Raw genomic sequence first — 18,442 nt, 5'->3', positions numbered from 1 at the left:
CCGAGGGCAGCCGCGTCATCGCATAGACTGGGTTCAGGTGCGCCGGGAAGTCTGGTCGGCATAGTTCAGTCGACCCAAATTTGAGGACCTCCGCATGAGCCACACACCTCCTCCCGCGCCCCCGTCCGGCACGCCGCGCCTGACGATCTTCGGCCGCGGCAGTTACGCCGAATCCCTGCGCATCGGCGAAATCCTCCGTAAGGAAACCGTCGGCGGAGCCTTGCTCGTGCTCGCGGCCCTCGCCGCGCTGGTCTGGGCCAACTCGCCGGCGTCGGAGAGCTACTTTGCCCTCCGCGACTTCAAGATCGGCTACGAACCCTGGCACCTGGACCTCAGTCTCGGGGCGTGGGCGGCCGACGGGTTGCTGGCCATCTTCTTTTTCCTGGTCGGCCTGGAGCTCAAGCGCGAGTTCGTGGCCGGCGACCTTCGCCAGCTGGACAAGTCGATCGTGCCGGTCGCCGCTGCCGCCGGCGGGGTGATCATCCCGGCGGTGATCTACGCCGTCGTCAACCTCGGCAGCCCGGAAACGCTGCGGGGCTGGGCGATCCCCACCGCCACGGACATAGCGTTCGCCGTCGCGGTCCTCGCGATCATCGGCTCGCACCTGCCGAGTGCGTTGCGGATCTTCCTGCTCACCCTCGCCGTGGTGGATGACCTGATCGCCATCACCATCATTGCCGTGTTTTACTCCAGCGACCTCCAGCTGGCCCCCCTGCTGCTGGCACTGCTGCCCCTGGGCCTGTACACCTACCTGGCGCACCGGTACCGCCGCTTCTTCGGGCTGAAGGCCCCCGCGGCGTGGTTCATCCTGCTGCCCCTCGGCCTGGCCACCTGGGCCCTGGTGCACGCCTCGGGCATCCACGCGACCGTGGCCGGCGTCCTGCTCGGCTTCGCGATCCCGGTGCTCCGCTCCCAAGCCAGCGGGGGACCGGAAGCCGGACCGGGGCTTTCGGAAATCTTCGAGCACCGCTTCCGGCCGATCTCGGCCGGCGTCGCGGTGCCGGTCTTCGCCTTCTTCTCCGCCGGCGTTGCCGTGGGCGGCTGGGACGGGCTGGGCTCGGCGCTGGCGGACCCGGTCGCCGTGGGCATCATCCTGGCCCTCGTCCTGGGCAAACCGGCCGGCATCCTGGGCACCACCTGGCTGCTCACCAAGGTAAGCAAGGCGCGGCTGGACAACTCGTTCAAGTGGATCGACGTGTTCGGCGTCTCGATCCTGGCCGGGATCGGCTTCACCGTGTCGCTGCTGGTGGCGGAGCTCAGCTTCCGCAACGGCAGCCTCCATGACGACCACGCCAAGGTCGGCATCCTGGCGGCGTCGTTGCTGGCCGCCCTGCTGGCGAGCGTGGTGCTCCGCACCCGCAACCGGCAGTACCGGCTGGCGGAGGAAGAGGAACGGCGAGACTCGGACAATGACGGGATTCCCGACGTCTACCAGGAGGGCGGCGCGGAGCGCTGAGACGGCGCGGGCCGCTGAACCGGCGCGGGCCGGCGCTATGCGTGGTGGTCGGTGCCGCGCATCCGGACCGCGACGACGAGCCCGGACGCCGCCGTCAAAGCGGCGACGACGGCGATCGCCACCGGAATGCCGTAGGCGTCCGCGAGTATCCCGGACAGCAGCGCGCCCACGGCAAAGCCGCCGTCGCGCCACAAGCGGTAGATGCCGACCGAACGCGCCCGCCACTGCGGGTGGGCCACATCGCCGATGGCCGCCAGCAGGGTGGGGTAGACCATCGCCGTGCCCACGCCGAGCAGGACGGCCGCGAGGAGCCAAATTTCGAAGCCATGGCCGGCCGCCACGATGGCCAGGCCCACGGCCTGGATAAACATGCCGCCCGCGATCAGCCACTTGCGCCCCAGCCGGTCTGAGGCGGCGCCGGTGATAAGTTGCACCGCTCCCCAAACCGCCGGGTATACCGCGGCGAGGATGCCGATGCGCTCGATCGAGAGGCCGGCGCCGGCGAAGAGAACCGGGAACAGGCCCCAGGCCAGGCCGTCGTTGAGGTTGTTGACCAGCCCGGCCTGGCTCACCGAGGAGAGCGAGCGGTCCCGGAAGCTGGTCAGGGTAAAGATTTCGCGGGTGCTGAGCGCCGCGCCGGCACCGCTGTGCGCGTCGACGTGGTTTGCGGCCTCGGTTTTCGCATGGTGGTGCGTTTCCTTGACGGCGAGCACGGACAGGCCGAGCCCCAGGGCGATGTAGGCGGCGCCGAGCAGGAACGGCGCCGGCCGCAGGCCGTAGGACGCCGCGAGGTAGCCGGTAACCAGGGCCGTGCCGGCCACGCCAAGGTAGCCCGCGGCCTCGTTGAATCCCATCGCGAGGCCGCGCCGGTTCGGGCCGACCAGGTCCATTTTCATGACCACCGTGGTGGACCAGGTAAGGCCCTGGCTGATGCCCAGGATCACGTTGGCGGCCACGATCCAGGACCAGCTGGTGCCGAAGATCAGCAGCAGCGGCACGGGCAGCGCGATCAGCCAGCCGGCCACCAGCACCGGCTTGCGCCCATAGCGGTCCGAGAGCGTCCCGGCGAAGTAGTTGGTGGCTGCCTTGGCCAGTCCGAAGGCCAGGACGAAAGTCAGGGCGCTCGTGTATTTGTCGAGATGGAACACGTCGCTGGCGAGCAGCGGCAGCACGGTGCGTTCCTGGCCGAGGGTGCCCCCGACGAGGGCGTTGACCGCAACGAGCAGCATGAACTGGGCAATATTCTGGCGCAGCCCCAGGATCACGGCGCCGGGCGCGCCGGCGCGGCGGGGCGAGGGCTGGGTGTCAGGGGTGGGCACTCCTTAAGGCTATACCCCTGGGGGTATCGTACCAAAACACCGGTTGGGGCGGCGCCGGGCGGCGTTCTCTGGCAGAGTATGAGCATGCTCACAGTCATTGGTGAGGCCCTGGTTGATGTTGTCCAGCGCTCCTCAGGTATCCAGGCCCACGTCGGCGGCAGCCCCTTGAACGTCGCGGTGGGCCTGGCCCGGCTGGACCACCCGGTGCAGTTCATCGGCCGCTACGGCCGGGACGCCTACGGGGAATCCGTCGCGGCGCACCTCAAGTCCAGTTCGGTGCTGCTCCCGCTGGGTCCGGACGAACTGCCGACGTCGGTGGCAACCGCCTTGATTGACGACGACGGCGCCGCGAGCTACACCTTCGACCTCGCCTGGGAGCTCCCCGGCCTCGCGGACCGGCTGCCGTTCATGCTGCAGGGCAGCACGCTGCTGCATACCGGCTCGATTGCCACGATGCTGGCGCCGGGTGCCGCGGAGGTGCTTGCCGCCGTCGAGCATGCCCATCCTTCGGCGACCATCAGCTTCGATCCCAACTGCCGGCCCAGCATCATTACCGACGCCGACTACGCCCGCCACCAGGCCGAAAAGTTTGTCACGCTCGCGGACGTGGTCAAGGCCTCCGACGAGGACCTCGAATGGCTCTACCCCGGCGTTGATCCGCTGGATTCGGCCCGCCGGTGGCTCTCGCTCGGCGGCTCGGAGGGCCCCGCCATGGTGGTGGTCACGCGCGGCGCGGCCGGACCGTGGGCCGTCAACGCCGCCGGCGAGGCGCGCGTCGCGGCCCCGTCGGTGAAGGTGGCGGACACCGTCGGTGCCGGGGATTCCTTCATGGCCGCGCTGCTCTCCGGTGTCGTGGACCTGGGCCTCAACGGAGCCCAGAACCGCAAGGAGCTGCGCGAGCTATCCGCCGGGAGCCTGCGCGAACTCCTGGGCCACGCCGCCGCGGCGGCCGCCGTTACGGTCTCCCGTGCCGGGGCCAACCCGCCCACCCGGGCCGAACTTAACCGGATGGAACTGGGCCCGGAAAGTGCGGGCCTAACCAGCAATTGAGAGGAAGCCATGGCAGCCTTCAGCCTAAGCAGCGACACTTTCGAGGACGGCCAGATCCTGCCGGCGGCCCAGCGCGGCGCCGCTACCGGTCCCGGCGGCAAGGATGAATCGCCGCCGCTGCACTGGAGCGGCGCTCCGGCCGGCACCCGAAGCTACGCCGTCACGGTGTTCGACCCCGACGCGCCGGGCCACGGCGGCTTCTGGCACTGGGCCGTGCTGGACATCCCGGCGGACGTCACCTCGCTGGCCGCGGGGGCGGGATCGCGGCACGGCGGCGGCCTGCCGCTGGGCGCCTTCCAGCTCCGGAACGACGGCGGTTCCGCCGGCTACCTGGGGGCCGCCCCGCCCAAGGGCCACGGCCCGCACCGCTACGTCATCACGGTGCACGCCCTGAACGTGGAAAAGTCCGGGCTCGACGCCGGCGCATCCCCGGCCAAGCTGGAAGCCAAGCTCGGCCCACACACCCTGGCCCGGGCGAGCCTGACCGGACTGTACGAACGGCACTGACCGGCGTCGTCGTATGCAGCGGAACCAGCCCATCCGCGTCCCCCGTTTCGACGCTTCCCTGCGCCCTCGACGATTCCAACCGCCCTGCGGGCAGGGAACCGTCGAAATGGCGCGGGCGCGGCCAACGTAGACTGGCAGTATGCGGCTGGTAGCAAGTGATATTGACGGAACGATCCTGGGCCACGACGGCAAAATCAGCGACCGGACCGTGCGCGCTTTCCACGCCTGCCGCGACGCCGGGGTGGAACTGGTGTTCGTCACCGGCCGTCCGCCGCGCTGGCTGCACCCCCTGCAGGAACAACTCGGCCACACCGGAACCGTGATCTGCTCCAATGGCGCGGTGGTGTGGGACCTGGAGGCCGACCGTATGGTGTCCGCCCGGGCCCTGGAGCTCGACGCCGTCTTCGAAGCCCGCCGAATCATCCAGCGGCTGCGTCCTTCCGCGTTGTTCGCCGCGGAGACCCTCACCGGCTTCCACCTGGAACCCGGGTTCCTGGGCACCGGTTCCAGCGGACTGCTCGCCGAATTCACGCCCGCCCCGCTGCAGGACACGCTCCGCGCCGACGACGCCGTCGTGAAGTTCCTCGCGGTCGTCCGGGAAGGCACCGCGGATGAGTTCCTCGCCGAGGTTTCGCCCGCTGTCGCGCATCTGGCCGCAGCCACACACTCGGCCCCCAACATCGCGCTGCTGGAGCTGTCGCTGCCCGGCGTCAACAAGGCCGTGACCCTCGCCGAATACGCGGCGTCCCTGGGCGTTCAGGCGCAGGAGGTCGTGGCCTTCGGCGACATGCCCAACGACATCGAGATGCTGCGCTGGGCCGGGCACGGCTACGCCATGGCCAGCGGACACCCGGAAGCCATCCGTGCGGCCGGCCAGCAGGCACCGCATTTCGACGACGACGGCGTGGCCCAGATCCTCGAAGCCAAGCTCGCCGAGCTGGGCGTCCGGCTCCCGTAACCCACGCCGCCCGGCGGACACGGGATTCCCAGCTGACGGACAACTGCCGTTCACCTTGGCCGCCTAGGCTGGCGTGACCGAACGGATCTCTTGACTGATGGTGGGGCAATCATGGCCAGGTACGGCAACCGACATACTGATGACCAGCCGCTCCGACGGGTGGATCCCGACGCGCATTGGAAGAGCCTGCGCCAGGGCGACCGGGTCCGGGTGCGGCTCACGCCCGGGTTCGAGACCGGCGGGTTCGTCGACGCGGTGACGCCGGACCACACCACTGTGTGGGTGGACCTCGACGGCGGCGGCCGGACACTGCTGCACTGCAGCGACGGGGTGGAGATCCTGCCCCACGGCTCCTGAGCCCGCGTTCCGGCAACGGCCGGCCCGGCTCCGGTACGCTTCAAGAGTGACCCTCCCGCACCCCTTCCTCGCCCCCGGCGGCGCTGCCGGCGCGCCCGTGGCGATGGCCCACCGCGGCTTCTCGCCCGAGGGCGCCGAGAACTCGATGGCCGCCTTCCGCGCCGCCGTCGCACTCGGTTACGGCTACCTGGAAGCGGACGTGCACACCACCGCCGACGGCGTCCTGCTGCTCTTCCACGACGAAACCCTCGATCGGGTCACGGACGGCAGCGGCCGGATTTCCGAGCTCCCGGCCGAAAAGGTGGCCCGGGCCAGGATCGCCGGCGCCGAGCCGATCCCGCTGCTGGAGGAGCTCGTCGCGGAGTTTCCGGAGGTCCGGCTGAACCTCGACGTCAAGGACTGGAACTCGGTGGCCACCCTGGCCGCGGCGATCGAGCAGTACGGCCTGCATGACCGCGTCCTGATCGCGAGCTTCTCCGACCGCCGCCGGCGCGCCGTGCTGCGCCGCCTGAGCCGGCCCGCCGCAAGTTCCGCCGGCATGGCCTCCAACGCCCTCTTCGTGCTGCTGGGGCCGCTGCTCCCGGCGACACTGCTGCGCCGGGTGACGGCACGTGCGCTCCACGACGTGCACGCCCTGCAGGTGCCGGTCCGCTACGGGGCCGTGCCCGTGGTGACGGCCGGGTTCGTCCGCCGCGCCCACCGCCACGGCCTGCACGTCCATGTCTGGACCATCAACGAGGCGGCCGAGATGCACCGCCTGCTGGACCTCGGCGTCGACGGGATCGTCACCGACCGCGCGGACGTGCTGAAGGCCGTCCTGCAGGAACGTGGGCAGTGGCCGGACTGAGGCCCTGCCCTGACCAACGGCGGCCGCGCGCACCGCTTAACTGCTGAGTTCCACCATCAGCGCCGGCAGCTCATCGCAGAGCTCGCGCGCCAGATAGCCGAGTCCGCCCAGCCTGCTCGCCAGCCGGTCGCCGGCAGCGGCATGCAGATGGGAGCCCCAGCAGGCGGCCTGCGCATCGGTGGTCCCGCGGGCCCGCAGGCCGGCGATGGCTCCGGCCAGTACGTCGCCGCTTCCGGAGGTGCCCAGGCCGCTGTGTCCGGTGGTGATTTCCCAGAGGTTCCCGCCGGGCTCCGCGATCACCCCCTGGCAGCTCACCACCGCCTGGTACTTGTCGGCGATCCGAGGCACGTCCCGCTGAAGATCCTCAATGTCCCGGCCCAACAGGATGCCGCCTTCGGTGACGTTGGGGGTCAGGATCAGCCGGCCGGCCCAGGGCTGCAGTTCGCCGGCCAGTTCGGGCAGGCAGCCCAGTGCATAGGCATCGAGGACGACGGCGGGTCCGCGCTTCGGCCGCGACCGGCCCGGCAGCAGCAGCGCCCGCAGCAACGACAGGGTCTCGTCCTTGTCGTCCAGGCCGGGTCCGACGAGGATGGCGTCAGCGGCGCCGGCCTCGTCTGCCAGCAGCGACGCCCCGGAGCCCTTAACCGATCCGTGGCCCGTTTCCGGCAGCCCCACGACGCCGGACTCCGGGAACGCCACCGCCAGCTGCACCGCCGTCGACTCTGCCACCGCCAGGGTCAGCCGGCCGGCGCCGGAGCGCAGGGCCGCGACGCCGGCGAGGAGGGCGGCCCCCGGCGTCTTGCGGGCGCCTCCCACCACCAGCACCGAACCGCGGTCGTCCTTGCCGGAGCCGCCGCCGGGCAGCGGCCAGCCGCGCAGCAGAGTGGGTGTCAGCTGCACCGCGGGCGATGACTTAGCGCGGGTGGACATCGGCGTCCCCTGCGTGCTCGGTGACGGGAACGCCCTGCTCCGCCAGATGGTCTGCCATGTTGAAGCTCTCGAGCTCCCACGCCCCCGTCCCGTCGGTGCGGACAAAGCGGCTGACGGAGGCGTTCAGAATGCTGGTCGTGGCGGCAATGTCCAGCAGCTCGGACTCCGAGAGGCCCTGCAGAATGTAGCGGAACAGCACGATCAAGGCATCGTGGCAGACCAGCAGAACCTCTTCCCCGGCATGGTCACGATGCAGGTCGGCCAGCAGCGAGCGGAGCCGCAGCACGACGTCGGCCCATGATTCGCCGCCCGGCGGCCGGTAGTAGAACTTCCCCAGCCACCGCCGTCGCTGGGCTTCCTCCGGCAGCCGCGCCTCCACGCCCGCGGAGGTCAGCATGTCCAGGATGCCGAGTTCGCGGTCGCGGAGCCGCTCGTCCAGCCGGATCTGCACCCGCCATCCGCCGGTCTGGACTGCGAGTTCGGCGGTCTGCCGGGCGCGGGCGTAGGGGGAGGACCATACGGCGGTGCGGCCCGGCTCGGGGACGCGGGCCAGCAATCGGCCCAGCGCCAGCGCTTGTTCCCGGCCGGTGTCCGAGAGTCCGACGTCGGCGTCGCGCGCCGGGACGTTTATGACCTGCGCCCCGGCCTGATACGCGAGGGTGGCGGCAACGTTGCCTTCACTTTCCCCGTGCCGGACCAGTACGAGTCCCGTGATGCCCGGCAAGCTGCCGCCGGTGTGTCCGATGTTGCTCACCGCTACCTCCTGCTCGCCGGCCCGCGGGGCGGGCCGGAACTGCCACGGCCGTCCGCGGGAGGATCCCGGGCGGCCCGGAAGTGCCCACGTTACTCCGGCGCTCCCGGCCTTGTCTCGGAAAGTAATTGTCGGCGCGGGCTGGCAGGATGGAGCCATGCGTATCCTGATCGCCCCTGACAAGTTCAAGGGCTCCCTGACTGCCGCCGAGGCCGCCGCCGCCATTGCCGAGGGCGCCCTGCGCGTCTACCCCGAGGCCGAGGCCGTCCAGTTCCCCGTGGCCGACGGCGGCGAGGGCACCTTGGAGGCGGCGGTCGCTGCCGGGTACGAGGAGCGCCTGAACGCCGTCGTCGGGCCGATTCTGGCGCCGATCGGCGCGGCCTGGGCGATCCGCCAGGACGCCTTCGGCGGGGCGACCGCCGTCATCGAGACGGCACAGGCGTCCGGGCTCGCACACATGGAGCCGACGCCGGCCAACGCCCTGCGGGCCCACAGCTACGGGTGCGGACAGCTGATCGCGGCCGCGCTGGACGCCGGCGCCACCGAAATTGTGCTTGGCGTGGGCGGCTCGGCCATGACCGACGGCGGCAGCGGCGCCCTGCGCGCCCTGGGCCTCAAGCCGGTGGACGCCGCCGGCAATGTGGTGCCGCTCGGCGGCGGCTCGCTCGGCGACGTGGCCGCCGTGGACCTCAGCGGACTGGATCCGCGGCTGGCGGCCGTGAAGTTCAGGATTGCCGTGGACGTGCAGAACCCCCTCTACGGCGCCGACGGCGCCGCGCACGTCTTTGGCGCCCAGAAGGGCGCCGACGCGGAGGCCGTGGAGGTGCTCGACGCCGGGCTGCGCAACTGGGCCTCGGTGCTGCGGCAGGCCACCGGCCGTGACGTCAACGTCCCCGGCGCGGGCGCCGCCGGCGGCTTCCCGGCGTCGTTCCTGGCCTTCAGCAACGCTGCGCTGGAGGGCGGCTTTGAACTTGTCGCGGGGCTAACCGGGCTTGCCGCGAAGCTCGCGGACGCGGACCTGGTGATCACCGGGGAGGGCTCCCTGGATTCCCAGTCGCTGGCCGGGAAGGCGCCGATTGCCCTGGCCGACGCTGCCCGCGACCTGGGCATCCCGGTCATCATGGTCGCCGGCCGGATTCTCGTCACCCCCGAGGACCTCGACCGCCACGGGGTGGTCGCCGCCGCCCAGTTGCTGGACGTGGCGCCCAGCCCCGCCGATGCCATCGCCAACGCCGCGAAGTACCTGGCCTGGGCCACCAGCCAGGTGCTCGAAGGGGCCTGAGCCGCGAAGCCGGAGAGCCTCCGCCCTAGGCGCCGGTTTCGTAGTGCGGCTCGGCCACTGGCTTGGACTCCGGGGATCCCTTCTCCCGCAGATACACGGAAGCGCCGACCAGCACCGCGACGGCCAGGAACTCGCTCTGCCAGTTCTGGAATGACTCGAACCAGAACCGGCTCGTCGTGAGGTAGCCCAGCACGGTGACCGGGGGCTGGCCATGGGCCTGCTGCTCCTGGCTGTACTCCTCGCTGCCGCCTACCGCGTGGAGCGCGACTGACATCAGGAACAGCAGCAGGAACATGATCGAGAGGGAGTGCTCATAGATTTTCAGCACCCAACCGCCGCGGCGCACCGGCCACGGCGTCGCCGCCTTGATCGTGGCCTCCCGCGGATCCTCGTCCTGCGGGGCCTTTTTCCCCATCGGCTTCGACTCGGAGGAACCCTTCTGGAAGAGGAAGACCGTCAGGATGACGTACATGCCCATCTGCAGGAACTCCGACTCCCAGTTCTCGAAGGTCGCCTCCAGGAACGCTCCGGTCCCCAGATACTCGAAGATTCCGACGGCGGCCTGGCCGTGGGCGAGCTGGTCCTCGCTGTAGTCGGCGGCCCCGCTGATGACCATGCCGCCGAAGAAGACGACGAAAAGTCCGATGTTCGCCAGCAGCAGTCCGTGTTCCTTGGCCCACTTGCGCATTCTTGCTCCCGATTCTGGGTGGATCGTGTGAGGTGCAGTTCCGTTCATGGCCTACCCCCGTCCGGTCTTGCGGCGGAGCCTGTTGGGAATCAGCACGAGCAGGATCAACAGTACGGCCAGCAGCGCGCCGCCGGCGGTAAGTCCGGCGGTCCGTCCCGCTGTCACGTCAAAGACCAGCGCAGAAGTACCCACGCTCAGCAGTGCGACGCCGGCCAGGGCCACTTTCGCGATCCGGTCCGCACTGGCCACGAGGGTATCCTTGAGCCCCTTGCGGAAGAGCCGGCGATGCGCGCTCACCGGCAGCAGGATCAGTGCGGTGGTTAGGGCTGCCAGGACAACGTTGGTGAGGTAGAGGGTCAGCTGGAACCCGTCCAGCGTCTCGAAGCGTGATTGGAACGGCAAGGTCAGCAGGAAACCGGCCAGGATCTGGACGCCGGTCTGAAGAACCCGCAGCTCCTGCAGCAGTTCGGCCCAGTTGCGGTCCATCTTCTCGTCGAAGGTTTCGTCCCGGCCATCGTTCCGGGTTTCTTCGGCGTTGGGCATCGTCGCTCCCTTTCAAGTTTCACCTGCGACCCCCTTGCGTGCGCCCGGCACGGGATGGCGGTCAACTTGGCCCGAAACACAAATTCAGGTCGGTACTAAGCTTACTGAGGATTTTTCGGGTACGGTGGAAAACACGGAAAGGCTGCGCTCCCGGGCGCGGCTGGACTCCAGATCCGATCATCCAGATTCGACCGGCCGAATGCCAGAAAGCAGGAGGAACGACGTGACTCAGGACCAGCAAGGACGCCCCATCGAAGAGGAAGCGGGCGGCTACGGAACCCCCACCGCCGAGCAGGAACTGCCAGGCGGGGACGCGAAGACGTTTGCACAGCCCCGCGATGAAGAGGCCTTCGATGCCGCGGGCCTCAACCAGGACAGCCCGGACGGCGAGACCTACCCGGCGGGGACGCCGGACCTGAGCCAGTTCGGGGCCGAAGACCAGGACAGTGCAGGAGAACCCGGAGCCGGACGCTTCGGAGGAACAGAGGAACAGATGAACGCGGAAAACGAAAGCAGCGAAGCCGGATTCGAGCAGGGCAACGAAGCGGCAGCCGAAAGCGGCGGCGCGGTGCCCTCCTCGGACGCGGAGATGGACGCGGCCAACACGGAGGAACCGGAGCCGGGCCGGCCGTTCTCCTCGGAGTCCGGCCAGGACGCCGCCGGAATTCCGGACGGCAGCGGCACGGACCTGCCGGATGAGAAGTCACCGAAGGATCGTGACAGCGAAGACAAGGAATCGTTCGACGCCGGCTAGACCGCCGCGGACACGCCGAAGGCCGGCGCCCTGCCACCGCATGGTGGGAGGGCGCCGGCCTTTTGTGCAGCGGGTTGTGTGCCTGCCGGCGGCTAGCGGCGCTTCTTCGGAGAGCGCTTCGCCGCGGCGTTGACGGCAGCCCGGGCCGCTGCGACGGGCGCGGCGTCTTCGGTCTCCGGTTCGGCCACGGTGCCGCGGGCCTTCGCGATGGCCTTCATGCCGTGGTAGATCACCAGGGCGGCCGCGGAGCCCAGGGCGATGCCGGTGAACTTGAGGTCGCCGATGGTCCAGGTGTAATCGGCGATGCCGACAATCAGGGCCACTGCGGCGGTGGTGAGGTTGATCGGGTTGGAGAAGTTGACCTTGTTCTGCACCCAGATCTTCACGCCCAGGACGCCGATCATGCCGTAGAGCATGGTGGCTGCGCCGCCGAGCACGCCGGCCGGGACGGTCGCGATGAGTTCGCCGAACTTCGGCGAGAAGCTCAGCACGACGGCGAAGATGCCGGCCACCCAGTAGGCCGCCGTCGAATAGACCTTCGTTGCGGCCATGACGCCGATGTTTTCGGCGTAGGTGGTGGTACCGGATCCGCCGCCCAGGCCGGCGAGGACAGTCGCGGCGCCGTCGGCCATCAGTGCGCGGCCGGACACGCCGTCGAGGTTCTGCCCGGTCATGGCGGAGACCGACTTCACGTGGCCGATGTTCTCCGCCACCAGCACCAGCACCACCGGGACGAAGAGGCCGACGACGCCGAGGTGGAATTCGGGGGTCTGGAAGTGCGGGAGCCCGACCCAGGCGGCGGCGTCGACCTTGTCGAAGTTGATCTCGCCGCGGATCATCGCGACGAGGTAGCCCACCACGACGCCGACCAGGATGCTGAGGCGGCCAAGGATGCCGCGGAAGAAGACGCTGACCACGATGATCACCGCGAGGGTGACCAGGGCGGTGATGGGGGCGGCGTCGAAGTTGTTCTTGGCGGCGGGGGCCAGGTTCAGGCCGATCAGCCCCACGATGGCGCCGGTGACGATCGGCGGCATCAGCCGGTTGATCCAGCCCGCGCCGAACTTCTGCACAATGGCGCCGATGATGGCCAGCCCGACGCCGGCCAGCACCACGCCGCCCAGCGCGCCGGGAATCCCGTACTGCTGTTGGGAGGCCATGATCGGGGCGATGAACGCGAAGGAGGAGCCGAGGTAGCTGGGCACCCGGCCCTTGGTGATGACCAGGAACAGCAGGGTGCCGATGCCGGAAAAGAACAGCGTGGTGGCCGGCGGCATGCCGGTGATGATCGGCACCAGGAAAGTGGCGCCGAACATGGCGACAACGTGCTGCATGCCCACGCCGATTGTCAGGGGCCACGCGAGGCGCTCATCCGGCCTGACGACCTCGCCGGGGCGGATGGACTTGCCGTTTCCGTGGAGCTTCCATTTGGTGCCGAGCATGCTCATTGCAGCGAGCCTTTCAAGAATGTGTGGCGGGACCGGGAAGGAATCTTCCGGTGACACTTTACCGCGCCGGCCGGACGGCATTGGTGCCGGAAGCATCGATATAGTGCCGGTATGCCAGCCCTGACTGTTCCTTCTCTAGGTTTGCGCGCCGCCTGGCTTGAGGCCCACGCCGAGTGGGGGCCGGGTCACGAGGATGGCTTCGGGCTGCTGCCGGACGACGACGTTGAGTCTCCTTCCGGTTTCGAGGCGTGGTTGGAACGACTGGCTCAGGAGTCGGCCCGTTGCACCTACCGATGGATCATCGAGGACGGACGGGTGCTCGGCGGGATCGCACTGCGCCACGCGTCCACCGGGTCCGAGGATCGGACCGGGCACATCGGCTACGGCATCCGGCCGTCCGCGCGCCGGCGCGGACTGGGAACCTGGGCGCTCGGGAAGATGGTCGACGAGGCGCAGTTGCTCGGCATGGACCGAGTCCTGCTGGTCTGCGCCGCCGGCACCGTCGCCTCAGCGAAAACTATCGAGCGTCAGGGCGGAGTGCGTGAGAATGTCAGCAAGGCCGGACCTAGTAGGGTCTGGCGCTACTGGATCAGCGTAAGACAGTCCGCCGCAGGGTACTAAGGGACTGCCGCTGCGGCTGGGGCGTCCGGTTTGCCCATAAGGAGCATTGCCTGCGGGTGTTTTTCGCCTTCCCGTGCGGCCCGGACAAGTTGCACCTCCAGCGCGAAGCCCTGCTCCGTGAAGCGGCGGACGACGTCGTCGGGACTGTGCAGTTCTGCCCGGAGTACGACGTCGTGCCCGTAAGCGCGCTCGATGGTGCGCTGGCCGCTGGCCGCTGCCCGCCTGGAAGGCGATGAGGGCCCAGCCGCCGGGGCGGAGCGCCCGCCAGAACTCCTGAGCGATCTGCCGCAGCTCCGGCGGGGAAGCGTGGATGATCGAGTACCAGGCGAGGATGCCGTGTGCGGCAGCGTCGGCCGCCGGGAGAGCTGTCAGTTCGCCCACTTCGAATGCGAGCCCGGGATGGCTTCGTTGTGCCACCCGGACCATCCCCGGTGAGAGATCCACGCCTGTAACGTCGAGCCCCGCTTCGGCTAAGCGGACACTCAATCGTCCGGCGCCGCATCCGGCGTCGATCACTTTCCGTCCCGGGGCAGCGCGAAGCCGCGCGCAGAAGTCGTTGGTCATCGCCATATCGAGCCGCGTTTCAAAGCTGGTGTCCGGGAGCGCCTCTGAATAAGCCTCGGCCACCGTGTCATATGCGGTTCTTACGCCGGCCAGGTTCTCGGAGTTTCCCATTGCCCGAGCGTACCGACCCTGGGTCTTCCCGGCGGGCCGTCACTCTCCCAAAAACCGGCCGCGCCTGCCTGCTACGGCGTGTGGTCGGAATGGTCGCTGCTGCCGGTGCTCGCCGCGTCCGCCACCCGGTACCGGACCGACATACCGGCGGTCAGATGGTCGTTGACGTGGCAATGAAAGAGCCAAGTACCCACGTCGTCGGGAACCATATCGGCCACCACCATGCTTGCCGGCAGCAGGCTCACGACGTCGGTGCGCATACCCAGCGCCGTCGCGGTGTTTCCGTGCCAGTGCGGTGTGTGCAGGTCCACCTCGGTACCCATGCCCATCAGGTACCAGCGGACCCGTTCGCCCTTTTTCATAGTCAGCGCATCTAACGGCAGATTGCCGTACACGTACCCGTTGATGGAGTGCATCAGATTGCTCTCGACGAACTCTTCATCAGCCGGCGCCACCGAACGCGGGTCGCCGGCGAAGCGGTCGATATTGCGCTTGAGGTACGGGCTGGCGTTTTCGTTACTGACTTTGAACTGGACAAAGAACTCGCGGTCCACATCGTTCGGGGTACCGTCCGCGCGGGCGGCGCCGGTCTTGGTGATGACCATCGGACCGACTAGGCCGGCGTAGTCGTCTCCGACTTCGTCCTTGTGCGAGTGGTACATCCACATCACGGAACTCCCGTCCATCGGGCCGGGACCGGCCCGGTCCGGCACTTTGTAGCTGTAAATGTAGGAGTGTCCCGGAGGTACGGCGTCGTCCCCGTGGTCCGCCGCCCCGGTGCCGTCGTCGTACGGGGCGCCCTCGCTGGCCTTGTCGTAGAACACGCCGTGGACGTGCACGGAAGCCGGACGGTCGAGGTTGTTCTTGAAGACCACCTTGATGGTGTCGCCGACGACGCCCCGGATGACCGGGCCGAGCATGCCGAGATGCCGTTCGGCGGCGCTGCGCGGCTTGAGCTTGGTGAAGGACGCGTCCGTGTACTCCCGGTACAGCGCCTTCACGTAGGTGGCGCCAATGCGCCGGGGGCCGCGCTGGGTGAAGACGGCCGCTGTTTTGTCGAAGGCTGCGCCCGTGACCTGGTTCATTCCGGACGGCGCATAGTTCCAGTCGACCTCGTCCGCCCCGATGTAATACGTCCGGGTCTGCGGAACGTACTGTCCCTTCGCGGACGTTGCCATCGCCGTGCAGCCTGCGAGGGCAACAACCGTCGCCAGTGCCGCGGCCATTGCGGCGTGCAGCGCAACCAGAATCCTTCGCGGCCAGAAGAGAGGGCCCCGGTGCACTTGCTCCATTGCCATGAGATGACTGCCCATTGGGTGGCCCACCTTCGAATCCATGCCGAGCGGAGAGACTTGAGCCTTAGGCTCTTAAGCGTAGGACGGAGGCCACAATAAGCGTAGGGCCGGGGCCGAGGATTTTCCTTGCGGGATACCCCTGACGGAGCGTGCTGCTTTCCCTCCGGACTCCGCCAGGACGCTGCTGCGGTTTCGGTCAGCGCCTGCAGGTGCCGGGCCGGGATCGGATCCTAGCTCCGTGCGGCGAGGAAGGCGTCTTCAGCGGCGTAGTCGGTGAGGTGGTCGAAGAACGGCTCCGCGGGGCCCGGCTGGTTGGCCGGGTTGGCGAGTAGCCAGTCGATTTCCGCAGTGACAGTTTGGGCGTAGGTTCCAACGGGCTGGTAGCCGAGAGCCGTGGACGCCTGCGTGTCGAGGATCAGCGGCGGAGTGAAGTTCCAAGGGTGCGCGCCGAGGTCCGGATGGGCGTCGGAATCGAGGAGGATTTCTTCCCACTCGTGGTCAAGGCGGTCCGCGATCGTGCGGGCGATGTCCAGACCGGTAGGGGCGTCGGGGTCCGCGCTGTTGAGGATCCGTTGGCCGGGGCGGGCTGCGATCGTTTCGACCAGGGCCGCTGTGTTGACGGCGGCTGTGGTGTGGTCGCCTCCGGCCCCTTTGGAAGCCAGGAACACCGCAGGCCGTCGGTCGAGGACCCGCTTGACGAACATCCATTCCCGCGGCCGGGCAGCTCCATCGCCGTGAACCTTCGAGGCGCGGATTACAGTCACGGGATAGCCGCTGTCCAGGAGGACGTGCTCGGCAGCGACCTTGTTGGCGCCGTATCCCTCGCGGGATTCGTAGTCACCGTTCCCCGGCTGCATGGTCGCTTGGTCTTCCCTGATAGGAAGCGGGAATCTTGGCGCGACGTCGGAATTCACGTGATTGCCGGCGTCGTCGATGTAGACGGCTTTGCTGGATAGCATGACCGCCGACCCGACCGCGGCCAGATGGGGGAGTAGCAGGCGGGCGTCCGTCGCCGTGTAACAGGCCGCGTCCACCAAGAGGTCCGCTCCGTTGCCCACGGTTCGTGCAAGGTCTGCGTCGTTCCTCCGGTCGGAGGACTCGAATGTGGCCCCCGCCTCGCGCAGCACTGCCGGCATCTTCGACGCGTCCCGGCCCGTGATTTCCACCTGCCAACCGGCATCCAGCAGGCGTCGCGCGATGGCCCGTCCCAACACACCTGTACCCCCAAGAATGACCGCTCGCTTCATCACGCCAACCCTAGCGGGCGATGACCACGAATCCTGCCATCAGATCCAGTGACGCGGCCCGTAACTGCGGCGCCGCTGTAGCCTGAGGTCCGATGACGAATTTGAAACTCCTTACGGCGTACGATCAGCAACTCCGCACCGATGCGGAGACCCCTAGTGCGGTCGCCGTCGAGCGTTTGGGCCCGCTGCGGCTGGTGACCTTCGCGGGCGGCCGCGGATTCGTGACCTATCAGGATCTGGCCGGAGCCGACGCGTCGAAGATCGCGCGGTGGGTGGCAGAAACGGTGGCGTTCTACCGCGCGGATCCGGAAATCGTGCGGGTCGAATGGAAAACCCGGGGCCACGACAATGCGCCCGGGCTGCACGAGGCGCTGCTCGAGAACGGGTTTGAGCCAGACGAGACAGAATCGGTCATGATCGGGGATGCCAGCGCGCTCGACGTCGACGTGGACCTGCCGCGCGGGGTGAGCCTGCGGCGGGTTACGGACGAAACGGACATCCGCGCCATGAGCGCCATGCAGGACGAAGTCTTCGGCAGCCCCGCCTCTGACGGAAACGCTGAAGCAATCCTGCGCCGAATGGCCCGCGGCGACGGGATGGAGCTGTGGGTCGCCGAGCACCAAGGCGTGATCGTCAGCGCCGGCCGCCTGGAACCGGTGCCGGACACCGACTTCGCCGGCATCTGGGGCGGCGCCACACGCGAGGAATGGCGCGGCCGGGGAATTTACCGAGCGCTCACCGCAGCCCGCGCGCGGGCGGCGATATCCCTCGGCAAGACGCTCATCCACAGCGACTCCACCGAATATTCGCGGCCTATCCTGGAGCGCTACGGCCTGGTCCGGGTGTCCACGACGACGCCGTACCGCTGGCGCCGCTGACCGCGGAAGACGTCGGCGACCGCCGTAGCAGACTGATTCCGTGACCCACGGACCGGACTATGCTGCGTACGCCGCCAAGATGCGCGGCCCGGCCGTCTCTGGTTGCAGCACCGCCGACGGCCCGGACGGGATTTTCGTCCTCGACACGTGATACCGCGCCGCGTGCCCCGTTTCACCGCCGACGTCGGCTGCGTGGTTCAGCATCTGAAGTAGTGGTTTCTTCGGGGTGTTTGGCGTGGGTCGAGGTGGGGTGGCGGGATGAACCAGGGGATCCCGGCACGGATCTGGATGGTCCATTGTTCTTTGTGGGTCAGGTGGTGATGGTGGGAGCAGAGGAGCGTTCCGTTGTCGGTGGATGTGGTGCCGCCTGTGGACCAGTAGTTGATGTGGTGGGCTTCGCACCAGGGTGCGGGGATGGTGCAGCCGGGGAAGGCGCAGCCCTGGTCGCGGGCGGTGATGGCTTTGCGGAGGTGGGGCGGGAAGATCCGGGTGGTGCGGCCGATGTCCAGGATCCGGCCCTGGGATCCGAGCAGGACGGGGATGATGTCCGCGTCGCAGGCGATTTTGCGGATGATCGCGGCGGTGACGGGGCCGGTGAAGGCCAGCGTCCCGGTGCCGGTGAACTCGAGCGGGACTGTCCCCGCGGCGTGTTGGCCGGCCCCGTCGGCGGCGGTGCCGGTGTCTCGGTGGAGGCGTTCGAGGAGGTCGCGGTAATCGATGGTGACCATGACCTGGGGCCGGAGCCCTCCGGTGGCGGGCAGTGCGCCGGAAGCCAGGGCCACTTTGCAGGCGCCGACCAGGCCGTCGAGGGATTTCTGCGGCCTCGACCGCCGGTC

20 protein-coding genes and 1 pseudogene are annotated in these 18,442 nt (G+C 68.8%); 11 read left to right on the top strand and 10 right to left on the bottom strand.

What is annotated here, in order from left to right; all coding sequences use genetic code 11:
- The first annotated feature begins 94 nt into the window (after window positions 1-94).
- Window positions 95-1,456, top strand: coding sequence for a Na+/H+ antiporter NhaA (gene nhaA, locus AB4Y91_RS14180; RefSeq protein WP_441419081.1), 1,362 nt, complete (start codon window positions 95-97; stop codon window positions 1,454-1,456).
- 35 nt (window positions 1,457-1,491) lie between these two features.
- On the opposite strand, the gene AB4Y91_RS14175 is transcribed toward nhaA, so the two are convergent.
- Window positions 1,492-2,685: an MFS transporter gene (locus tag AB4Y91_RS14175; protein ID WP_441419177.1), complete on the bottom strand. Its 1,194-nt coding sequence runs from the start codon at window positions 2,683-2,685 to the stop codon at window positions 1,492-1,494.
- Window positions 2,686-2,859: 174 nt separating this feature from the next.
- Here AB4Y91_RS14175 and AB4Y91_RS14170 point away from each other — a divergent pair, with 174 nt between their 5' ends.
- The 5 genes from AB4Y91_RS14170 to AB4Y91_RS14150 all read left to right on the top strand — a co-directional run bounded on the left by AB4Y91_RS14170 (window position 2,860) and on the right by AB4Y91_RS14150 (window position 6,494).
- Entirely contained in the window at window positions 2,860-3,825 is a 966-nt protein-coding gene (locus tag AB4Y91_RS14170; RefSeq protein ID WP_441419080.1) for a carbohydrate kinase family protein, read from the top strand.
- Window positions 3,826-3,834: 9 nt separating this feature from the next.
- Entirely contained in the window at window positions 3,835-4,332 is a 498-nt protein-coding gene (locus tag AB4Y91_RS14165; RefSeq protein ID WP_441419079.1) for a YbhB/YbcL family Raf kinase inhibitor-like protein, read from the top strand.
- Window positions 4,333-4,471: 139 nt separating this feature from the next.
- Window positions 4,472-5,290, top strand: a complete 819-nt coding sequence (locus AB4Y91_RS14160; protein WP_441419078.1) for an HAD family hydrolase — start codon at window positions 4,472-4,474, stop codon at window positions 5,288-5,290.
- 111 nt (window positions 5,291-5,401) lie between these two features.
- On the top strand, window positions 5,402-5,647 hold the full coding sequence (locus AB4Y91_RS14155; RefSeq protein WP_441419077.1) for a hypothetical protein: 246 nt from the start codon (window positions 5,402-5,404) through the stop codon (window positions 5,645-5,647).
- A gap of 46 nt (window positions 5,648-5,693) precedes the next feature.
- Window positions 5,694-6,494, top strand: coding sequence for a glycerophosphodiester phosphodiesterase (locus AB4Y91_RS14150; protein ID WP_441419076.1), 801 nt, complete (start codon window positions 5,694-5,696; stop codon window positions 6,492-6,494).
- A gap of 36 nt (window positions 6,495-6,530) precedes the next feature.
- Here the strand turns inward: AB4Y91_RS14150 and AB4Y91_RS14145 are convergent, their stop codons facing one another.
- Both AB4Y91_RS14145 and AB4Y91_RS14140 read right to left on the bottom strand, forming a co-directional pair.
- The gene (locus tag AB4Y91_RS14145) at window positions 6,531-7,424 is read right to left on the bottom strand and encodes an NAD(P)H-hydrate dehydratase (protein ID WP_441419075.1); all 894 of its coding nucleotides are present in this window, start codon (window positions 7,422-7,424) and stop codon (window positions 6,531-6,533) included.
- Window positions 7,408-8,178 carry a histidine phosphatase family protein gene (locus tag AB4Y91_RS14140; protein WP_441419074.1) on the bottom strand — a complete coding sequence of 257 codons (771 nt, stop codon included), beginning with the start codon at window positions 8,176-8,178 and terminating at the stop codon, window positions 7,408-7,410. Before AB4Y91_RS14140 ends, AB4Y91_RS14145 begins: the two co-directional genes overlap by 17 nt.
- Window positions 8,179-8,332: 154 nt before the next feature.
- Here AB4Y91_RS14140 and AB4Y91_RS14135 point away from each other — a divergent pair, with 154 nt between their 5' ends.
- On the top strand, window positions 8,333-9,457 hold the full coding sequence (locus AB4Y91_RS14135) for a glycerate kinase (protein WP_441419073.1): 1,125 nt from the start codon (window positions 8,333-8,335) through the stop codon (window positions 9,455-9,457).
- Between the two features lie 25 nt (window positions 9,458-9,482).
- Here the strand turns inward: AB4Y91_RS14135 and AB4Y91_RS14130 are convergent, their stop codons facing one another.
- The gene (locus AB4Y91_RS14130; protein WP_441419072.1) at window positions 9,483-10,145 is read right to left on the bottom strand and encodes a DUF6766 family protein; all 663 of its coding nucleotides are present in this window, start codon (window positions 10,143-10,145) and stop codon (window positions 9,483-9,485) included.
- A 51-nt stretch (window positions 10,146-10,196) separates the two neighbouring features.
- A complete protein-coding gene (locus AB4Y91_RS14125; protein ID WP_441419071.1) occupies window positions 10,197-10,688 on the bottom strand; it encodes a DUF6328 family protein in 492 nt (163 codons plus the stop codon).
- A 223-nt stretch (window positions 10,689-10,911) separates the two neighbouring features.
- Here AB4Y91_RS14125 and AB4Y91_RS14120 point away from each other — a divergent pair, with 223 nt between their 5' ends.
- A complete protein-coding gene (locus AB4Y91_RS14120; RefSeq protein ID WP_441419070.1) occupies window positions 10,912-11,442 on the top strand; it encodes a hypothetical protein in 531 nt (176 codons plus the stop codon).
- Window positions 11,443-11,534: 92 nt separating this feature from the next.
- Here the strand turns inward: AB4Y91_RS14120 and AB4Y91_RS14115 are convergent, their stop codons facing one another.
- Window positions 11,535-12,890, bottom strand: a complete 1,356-nt coding sequence (locus AB4Y91_RS14115) for a uracil-xanthine permease family protein (RefSeq protein WP_441419069.1) — start codon at window positions 12,888-12,890, stop codon at window positions 11,535-11,537.
- 111 nt (window positions 12,891-13,001) lie between these two features.
- Here AB4Y91_RS14115 and AB4Y91_RS14110 point away from each other — a divergent pair, with 111 nt between their 5' ends.
- On the top strand, window positions 13,002-13,511 hold the full coding sequence (locus AB4Y91_RS14110) for a GNAT family N-acetyltransferase (protein ID WP_441419068.1): 510 nt from the start codon (window positions 13,002-13,004) through the stop codon (window positions 13,509-13,511).
- 56 nt (window positions 13,512-13,567) lie between these two features.
- On the top strand, window positions 13,568-13,747 hold the full coding sequence (locus AB4Y91_RS14105) for a hypothetical protein (protein ID WP_441419185.1): 180 nt from the start codon (window positions 13,568-13,570) through the stop codon (window positions 13,745-13,747).
- A 16-nt stretch (window positions 13,748-13,763) separates the two neighbouring features.
- Here AB4Y91_RS14105 and AB4Y91_RS14100 read toward each other — a convergent pair.
- The 3 genes and pseudogenes from AB4Y91_RS14100 to AB4Y91_RS14090 all read right to left on the bottom strand — a co-directional run.
- A pseudogene (locus AB4Y91_RS14100) lies at window positions 13,764-14,075 on the bottom strand (class I SAM-dependent methyltransferase); the annotation flags it as partial.
- Between the two features lie 182 nt (window positions 14,076-14,257).
- Entirely contained in the window at window positions 14,258-15,484 is a 1,227-nt protein-coding gene (locus AB4Y91_RS14095) for a multicopper oxidase domain-containing protein (RefSeq protein ID WP_441419067.1), read from the bottom strand.
- A gap of 227 nt (window positions 15,485-15,711) precedes the next feature.
- Entirely contained in the window at window positions 15,712-16,728 is a 1,017-nt protein-coding gene (locus AB4Y91_RS14090; RefSeq protein ID WP_441419176.1) for an NAD-dependent epimerase/dehydratase family protein, read from the bottom strand.
- 92 nt (window positions 16,729-16,820) lie between these two features.
- Here AB4Y91_RS14090 and AB4Y91_RS14085 point away from each other — a divergent pair, with 92 nt between their 5' ends.
- A complete protein-coding gene (locus AB4Y91_RS14085) occupies window positions 16,821-17,606 on the top strand; it encodes a GNAT family N-acetyltransferase (RefSeq protein WP_441419066.1) in 786 nt (261 codons plus the stop codon).
- Window positions 17,607-17,803: 197 nt separating this feature from the next.
- Here AB4Y91_RS14085 and AB4Y91_RS14080 read toward each other — a convergent pair.
- Window positions 17,804-18,442, bottom strand: a 639-nt coding sequence (locus tag AB4Y91_RS14080; protein WP_441419065.1) for a DUF222 domain-containing protein, incomplete at its 5' end; no start/stop codon positions are given.

The organism is Arthrobacter sp. YAF16 (genome assembly GCF_052113385.1).
Lineage (GTDB): Bacteria > Actinomycetota > Actinomycetes > Actinomycetales > Micrococcaceae > Arthrobacter.
Note: the sequence above shows the minus strand (reverse complement) of the source record. Positions and strands in the feature narration are given on the sequence as shown.